This is a genomic window from Emticicia sp. (assembly GCF_049241225.1).
Taxonomy (GTDB): Bacteria; Bacteroidota; Bacteroidia; order Cytophagales; family Spirosomataceae; genus Emticicia.
The window spans coordinates 1-7,863 of record NZ_JBMLRC010000406.1 but is presented as its reverse complement, the minus strand read 5'-3'; the positions used below and the strand labels follow the sequence as shown (position 1 = coordinate 7,863).

At 39.9% G+C, this 7,863-nt stretch carries 7 protein-coding genes; all 7 read left to right on the top strand.

Annotated features, from left to right (window positions below; genetic code table 11):
- The coding region (locus tag ACOVO2_RS21145; protein WP_421771895.1) for a c-type cytochrome at positions 1-1,465 on the top strand (1,465 nt) is incomplete at its 5' end.
- A 139-nt stretch (positions 1,466-1,604) separates the two neighbouring features.
- The gene (locus tag ACOVO2_RS21140; RefSeq protein ID WP_421771894.1) at positions 1,605-2,381 is read left to right on the top strand and encodes a 3-keto-disaccharide hydrolase; all 777 of its coding nucleotides are present in this window, start codon (positions 1,605-1,607) and stop codon (positions 2,379-2,381) included.
- An 81-nt stretch (positions 2,382-2,462) separates the two neighbouring features.
- Positions 2,463-3,314 (top strand): sugar phosphate isomerase/epimerase family protein, encoded by an 852-nt coding sequence (locus tag ACOVO2_RS21135; protein WP_421771893.1) that lies wholly within the window; start codon positions 2,463-2,465, stop codon positions 3,312-3,314.
- 242 nt (positions 3,315-3,556) lie between these two features.
- Positions 3,557-4,384, top strand: coding sequence for a sugar phosphate isomerase/epimerase family protein (locus ACOVO2_RS21130; RefSeq protein WP_421771892.1), 828 nt, complete (start codon positions 3,557-3,559; stop codon positions 4,382-4,384).
- Between the two features lie 9 nt (positions 4,385-4,393).
- Positions 4,394-5,203, top strand: a complete 810-nt coding sequence (locus ACOVO2_RS21125) for an alpha/beta fold hydrolase (RefSeq protein WP_421771891.1) — start codon at positions 4,394-4,396, stop codon at positions 5,201-5,203.
- Positions 5,204-5,238: 35 nt separating this feature from the next.
- Positions 5,239-6,267, top strand: coding sequence for an aldose 1-epimerase family protein (locus ACOVO2_RS21120; RefSeq protein ID WP_421771890.1), 1,029 nt, complete (start codon positions 5,239-5,241; stop codon positions 6,265-6,267).
- 418 nt (positions 6,268-6,685) lie between these two features.
- A partial coding sequence (locus tag ACOVO2_RS21115; protein WP_421771889.1) for a hypothetical protein occupies positions 6,686-7,863 on the top strand: 1,178 nt, incomplete at its 3' end.

Sequence of the window (7,863 nt, the reverse complement as noted above, 5' to 3'; positions counted from 1 at the left end):
TGATTTATACCGTGTTTCTTACGTGGGCAACGAAAGCACTGCCCCAATAGCGGCAGCTCCTATCAACTCAGCCAATGCTTTACGTAGAAGTTTGGAGAAATTCCATACCGGTGGACCAAATCCTGCCGCAGTTGCTACGGCTTGGCCTCAGCTAAAAAGTCCAGACAGATTCATTCGTTATGCTGCACGTTTGGCATTGGAGCATCAACCAGTGGCTCAATGGCAAGATTTAGCTCTGAAAGAAAAAGACCCAGTTGCTCTTACGCAATCATTGATTTCATTGATTCGCATGGGCGATGGTTCTAAGAAAAACGAAATCGTAAATGCACTTTTGGGCGTAAACTTCAAAGCTTTACAACAATCGCAACAATTAGATTTATTGAGAGCATTTGAGTTGGCATTCTTGCGAATGGGTCAGCCTGACGCAACTCAAAAACCTAAAGTGATAGCTTATCTAAACCCACTTTATCCAGCCAATACGGCTCACTTAAATCGCTCTTTGAGTAAATTATTGATTTATTTAGATGCCCCCGAAGCAGTTGCGAAAACACTCGCTTTGATGGATATTAAAACCGAGCCGGGAAGTGATGCCCTCAACGTTGAAACGGCCACCGCTTCAAATGATTTGATTTTGAGAAATCCTCAATACGGGAAAGATATTGCGGCAATGTTGGCTAATATTCCACCAGCTCAACATACTTATTATGCCGTAATGTTGAGTTTGGCAAAAGAAGGTTGGACGCCCGAACTGCAAGACAAATACTTTAAATGGTACTACAAAGCTTTTGAATACAAAGGCGGAAACAGCTATATCGGTTTCTTGGATAGGTCGTTAAAACTGGCTTTGAAAAATGTTCCTGATAGTAAAAGGGCCTATTTTGAAAAACTCGCTGGTGCAGAAAGATTGAGTAAAAATGGTAATGATTTTATTTCGTTAACTGCACCAAAAGGCCCAGGCAGAAACTGGAGAATGGAAAACGCCTTGCCTATCGTTGAAAAAGGATTAACCGACCGAGATTTTGAAAACGGAAAAGCCATGTTTGCCGCCACAACCTGTAAAATGTGCCATGCCATGAGAGGTGATGGCGGAGCAATTGGGCCAGATTTGAGTCAATTATATACCCGTTTTTCTTCAAAAGATATGTTGGAGTCAATCATCATGCCTGATAAAACGGTTTCTGACCAATACGCAGCTACTTATTATAGTCTCAAAAATGGTAGCTCAATCGTAGGGCGTTTAATCAATGAAGACAAAACGGCCTATTATATTTCTCAGAACCCGTATGCTCCAAATGAGTTGGAAAAGGTTTTGAAAAAGAACGTAGTATCATCAAAGCCATCTTCGGCATCTGTTATGTTTGGGGGCTTAATAAATAGTTTGAATGAAGAAGAATTGAAAGATTTAATGGCATATTTGATGGCTGGAGGAAACGAAAACAACGCCATGTTTAAACCAAAAAAGTAATTAGAAGTAGATTTGATTAAGTTTTATATGCTTGTCTGAAGGAGTAACAACAAATTTGGGCAGGCATATTTAAAACCAAGTCAATGCGTTCGGATATAGAGAAATTAAAACAGAAATCCTCTTTTTTAATCATACACCAATGACAACAAAAAATACTATAAAATATTGGAATATTGCAGTTCTAATTGCTATCTTGGCAATCGGTTGTAAAGTTTCAAATACCGCTCAAAGTGAAAAGGGTTTCAAGTCAATTTTCGATGGAAAAACGCTTAATGGTTGGGAAGGTGACACCAAATATTGGCGAGTAGAAAACGGCAATTTAGTCGGCGAAATCACTCCCGAAACTTTACTCAAAACCAATTCATTCATTACCTGGAAAGGAGGAGAACCAGCCGATTTTGAGTTAAAAGGTGAGTTTAATATCACTGAAAAAGGTAATTCAGGTATTAATTATCGAAGCGTTAAGCTTCCTGATATTCCCTACGCTTTGCGAGGTTATCAAGCTGATATTGATGGAAATAACACCTATACAGGTCAAAACTACGAAGAGCGTGGACGAACAACTTTAGCATATCGTGGGCAAATAACGAGCATAAACCCTCAAGCGAACTCAATGACTCTCGAGGAAGTTCGTAAAAAAGTACAAAAAAATGCTTGGACAGAACTAAAAGTAACAGGAAGTTTAGGAGAAAATGAGGCTCTGAAGACCAAAATTAAAAAGCAAGATTGGAATACTTTTCATCTAATAATCAAAGGCAATCGTTTACAGCATTACATCAATGATATTCTGATGAGCGATGTAACCGATAATGACTTAGTAAATGGAAAATCAAAAGGTATTTTGGGCGTACAAGTACACGTTGGGCCACCCATGAAAGTGCAGTATCGTAATTTAAGAATTAAAGAATTGAAATAGCTTTTAGCAATTAGCTGTTGGCTTTTCAAGAAAAATTTATAAAAGCTATATGCTAATCGCTAAGAGCTAACAGCAAGAAATATGAATAAAATAGGATTCAACGTTTTGGCGTGGTCGGCCAATGTTTCAGAGGAGTTATTTCCGATTATTGAAAGATTAAAAACCATTGGTTATGATGGCGTAGAGTATTTTGTAGGTGCAACCGACGAGAATGCGTATAAAGTAGTAGGTAAACACTCTAAAGATATTGGTTTGGAGGTTACAACCGTGACGGTCGTTAGCCCCGATGCCAATCCTATCAACGAGTCGGAGAGTGTGCGTCAGAAAGGTTTAGACCGAATAAAATGGGCAATCGACCGCTCTTATGATTTAGGTTCGACGGTTCTCTGTGGGCCTTTTCATTCTGCTCATGCACATTTTGAGGCTCATCCTGCTCTCGACGAAGAGTATAAAAGAGCTGCCGAAATCTTGTACCAAGCAGGCGAACACGCCAAGCAAGCCAACATCATTTTAGCCCCCGAAGCCCTCAATCGTTTCGAGTGTTATTTGTGCAACACGATGGAACAATTATCAAAATTGATAACAATGGTTAACCACCCGAATGTTCGGGCAATGTTTGATACACACCACGCCAATATCGAGGAGAAAAAATACGCAACGGCAATCAATACAATTGCTCCACACTTGAGCCACGTACATATCAGCGAAAACGACCGAGGCACTCCAGGTGACGGACACGTTCCTTTTGATGATGCTTTTGCTGCATTAGCTGCCGCAAATTATAAAGGCTGGCTAACGATTGAAGCTTTTTCAAGAAATGACCCAGATTTTGCCAATGCCATCAACGTTTGGCGAGAATATAACGACCCGTGGCACATTGCCGAAGGTGGTTTGAAATTTATTAAAGAAATGTGTCAAAAACATGGATTGTAGATTTTACTGGAAATTGGTTAATTATTCAAATCACACCATTTATTAGTAGATTAAATACCCAAAAATACTTTTACTAATAAATATGAGTAATGAGTTGAAACTGCCCCGTTAGGGGCTAAATATCGGTAGATGCAAATACCATTGATGGTAAGCGTGCCGTAGGTACGCAACAATACAATGTCCGTACGGCACATTTCAACCGAGTATTATTAATAACAAACAACTATTCACCCAATATAAAAATGAAAGCAAAATTGCCTTTTCGATTTGGTTCGGAAGTTTATACATGGTTTATGAGTGGCAACGGACAAACCCACCAAGGGCGATTGGGTCACATGATAGAAGTGATTGCCAAAGCGGGTTTCACGGGCATTCAACCAATTTTTACTTGGATGGGCGATTTAGTTGATGCCGACCGTCTTGAAGCAAAACTAAAAGAGCAAGGCATCGAATTAGCCGCACTCGCCTTGGCTTTAGAATGGAATGGCACTGAAGAATCTGAAAACGAAAAACAAATTGCCGATAACGCCATTGCATTGTTGGAGCGTTTTCCGGGGGCTGTTTTAAACACGGTTCAAATTCCAACTGGGCGTCATGATTTAGAAAATCGCCAACGAAATTTAGTGAATATCGTCAATACAGTTTCCAAAAGAGCCGCCGACAAAGGCATTCCTTGCAGTTTTCACCCTAATTCTCCGCACAGTTCAATCATTCGCACAGAGTCAGATTATAAAGTAGTTTTAGAATCACTAGATAGCACAGTAACTGGCTGGACACCCGACGTTGGTCATATCATCAATGGCGATATGAATCCACTCGAAAAAATGAAAGAATATGCCTCACTCATCAACCATGTTCATTACAAAGACTGGAATGGCGAACCCGAATTTGCTTTAATGGGCAAAGGAAAAGTTGACCTTCTTTCAATTACTCAATGGCTCAAAGATATAAATTACAAAGGTTGGATTATCTGCGAAGACGAGGGCGAAGAGGCCTTAGAAGACCCAGATTTCGTAACGCTTCATGATGGAAATTGGATATTAAACGACCTAATTCCTAACCTAAAATAGTTGAATTGTATGCCATTCGTACAAACAAACGGAATCAATTTTTACTACGAAAAGCGTGGTTCAAGCTCCGCACCACCTCTTTTAATGATAATGGGAATTACGGCCGCTGGTGCTGTTTGGGAGCCTCACGCTACTTATTTCGAGAAACATTTTAGATGTATCATCGGAGATAATCGTGGCGTTGGTTTAACTGATAAACCTGAAGGCGATTACTCAACGGCAATGATGGCCGATGATTATGCAGGTCTGCTCGACGAGCTTAACATCGAAAATGCCCACGTAATTGGCTGTTCAATGGGAAGTACCATTGCTCAGCAATTGGCAATTAGACACCCCAAGAAAGTAAAATCTTTGGTATTGATGTGTCCGTGGGCTCGTTGTGACAATGCCGCCAAAGGCATTTTTCAGCATATTGTCAATTGTAAAGCAAAGTTTAATCCCGAAGAATTCAGCCTTTATATTCAACTATTGATTTACTCAAAAGCTTCGTGGGACAATGAAAAGTTTGCGGCTGAACTGGAAGAAGGTCGAAAAAGTGCTCATTTAGACCCAAATCCACAACCACTTCACGGACTAAAAGGTCAGGCGGCGGCATGTATCAATCATTCGGTGCTTGCTGAATTAAGCGCAGTTTCACAACCAACTCTCGTAATCGGTGGTAAAGAAGATATTTTTACACCCGAGTGGATGGCTAACGAAATTGTGGCGACAATGCCCAATGCCGAGCTTTTCCTTTACGAAAAAGCGGGCCATGCCTTCCATTTTGAAAACGTGGAAGATTTTAATACTCGGGTTACGGACTGGTTTTTGAGTCATTAAATCTTAAAATTAAAAACTTTGTCAAGTAATTTTCAATGAACGGAATTCAAAATTATAAAGATAAAATCTCAAATCATGCCCAAATGGGGGGCATCGAAACTTCCGTTCTTGACAATGGTTTAGGTCGTGGAAATCGTATCGCTTGGATAAATACAGGAACTGGGCTGAGATATAAAGTGGTCATTGATAGAGGAATGGACATTGCTGAGGCATTTTATAACCAACATTCTTTAGCGTGGCTGAGTCATGGCGGATTTAACGCTCCACAACCCAACTCAGACCGAGGAATTGATTGGCTAAAAACCTTCGGTGGTGGACTCTTAACGACTTGCGGACTTTCGCACGTGGGTGGCCCCGAAAAAGATGAGTTTGGCGAAAGAGGTATTCATGGAAACATCTCAAATCTTCCAGCCGAAATTATTTCCATTGTTCAACCCGACCCTGTTGTGGGAAAAATGGAAATGAGTATTACAGGAATTATCAAAGAAACTAAAATTTTCGGGCCAAGTCTCGAATTAAGAAGAACAATTTCTGGAGTTATTGGTGAGCCAATGCTCAAAATTCACGATGAAGTCATCAATCGAGGCAACACACCCGCTCCGCTGATGCTGATGTATCATTTCAACTTTGGTTATCCGATGGTTGATGAAGGTACAAAAATACTTTGGGAAGGAAAATGGAAACCCCGTTTTGGCGATGAAAATGCCAAGATTTTCAAAGAAGGAAACGATTTTAAAACCTGTCCAGCACCCATCGACGACCATCTCGGTACTGGTGAAGAAGTAGTATTTATCGACCCAGATGTCGATAAACAAGGAATGTGCGTTGCAGGACTTCACAATGAAAAAATTGGTCTGAGAGTAGAGATTAATTTCAAAAAAGACCAATTACCACACTTAGTTAATTGGCAACATTGGGGCAAAGGTGAGTATGTCACAGGCATCGAGCCCGCGACCAATACACCAATCGGACAAGCCCAAGCAAGAGCCAATAAAGAATTAATTTTTCTTGAATCTTACGAAACAAGAAGTTTTGATTTAAAAATCAGAGCGATAGAAATTTAGGATAAAATCATAAAAAGTGGGTATTTGTATTTTTTAGCCCTGAAAGGGCATCACATGTAAAAATAGGGCCAATGCCCTATTATTGAGTAAAACTAACACGCATACGCACTGAAAGTGCAACACAAGTTTTTATCCAATGTTCCGCCTTTTCAGGGCTTTAAGGTCTTGCTAATATAATTTTTAAGGGCGTTGCCCTTAGTTAATTTGTATAAACCCTTTCTGGGTAAGTTAATTAAAGAATTTTAAAACTAAGTTTAAGAAAATCAGATTTTGTACGGTATTTTTTCTAATTGTTTCTGAGGTGTACTAAACAACTCAAAAATTATTTTAAAATCAAATTTTACAAAATTCAAAGCACTAAAACTACGACACATAACTAAAAAAAATAAAATTCAACTCTAATAATAAACATTACATTATGTCAAATTTAAGTATAGCACAAAAAGCTTTAGAACAAGGAAAAGGAATTTTACGATTAGCACCGACTTGGGTTCCACGTTCGTTTTGTGTGCCAGGCCGCAGAATAAAACTTCACCCCGATGATTATTATGTACTCGGTGGTGTTCGTGGCGGAATAGATGAGCGTTGGCTTTCATCAACAACTCCTGCAAAAAATGGCCCATTAACTGGCGAAAATGAAGGTTTAAGCTTCGTTATTGTAGGTGATGAAAGAGTACTTTTGAAAGATGCAATCGACGAACTTGGTGCAGAAATCATCGGTGACCGTCTTTGGAATGAATACAAAAGCTGGCCGATGTACTCTAAGTTTTTTGATAATATGGGGCCTTTACCGCACCACATTCACCACAACGACGAAGAAGCGGCCAAAATTGGTCAACTCGGCAAGCCCGAAGCCTATTATTATCCGCCACAATTGAATAATCACGGTGGAGATTTTCCTTATACATTTTTCGGTATCGCCCCGGGTACAACCAAAGAGCAAATCAAAGAATGTTTGATGAATTTCACGAAAGGTGATAATAAAATCACGATGTATTCGCAGGCGTTTCCATTAATTCCAGGAACTGGCTGGGATGTTCCTCCAGGAATGTTGCACGCTCCAGGAAGTTTGTGTACGTATGAGCCACAAAAAGCATCAGATGTTTTTGCCATGTATCAATCTTTGGTGAATGAGGCAGTTATTCCAGAAGAATTATTGTGGAATGGCACACCTCCTGACCAAATTGGCGATTATGACCAACTAATGGGAGTAATTGACTGGGAATTAAACACTAATCCAAATTTGCTCGAAACTCGTTTCATGCAGCCAAAACCAGTGAGAGATGTGGCAGAAATGGAAGCAGAAGGCTATATTGAAAAATGGGTTTGTTATCGTTCAGAGGCATTTTCTGCAAAAGAATTGACTGTTTTTCCAGGGCAAACCGTAACAATTAAAGACAGTGCCGCTTACGGAATAATCATGATGCAAGGACACGGAAAAATGGGTGTTTGGAATATTGAAACACCAGCTTTGATTCGCTATGGACAGCTAACGAACGATGAGTTTTTTATCACCGAAAAAGCAGCTATGGAGGGCGTAACAATCACGAATCATTCAGCCAATGACCCAATCGTAATGCTCAAGCACTTTGGACC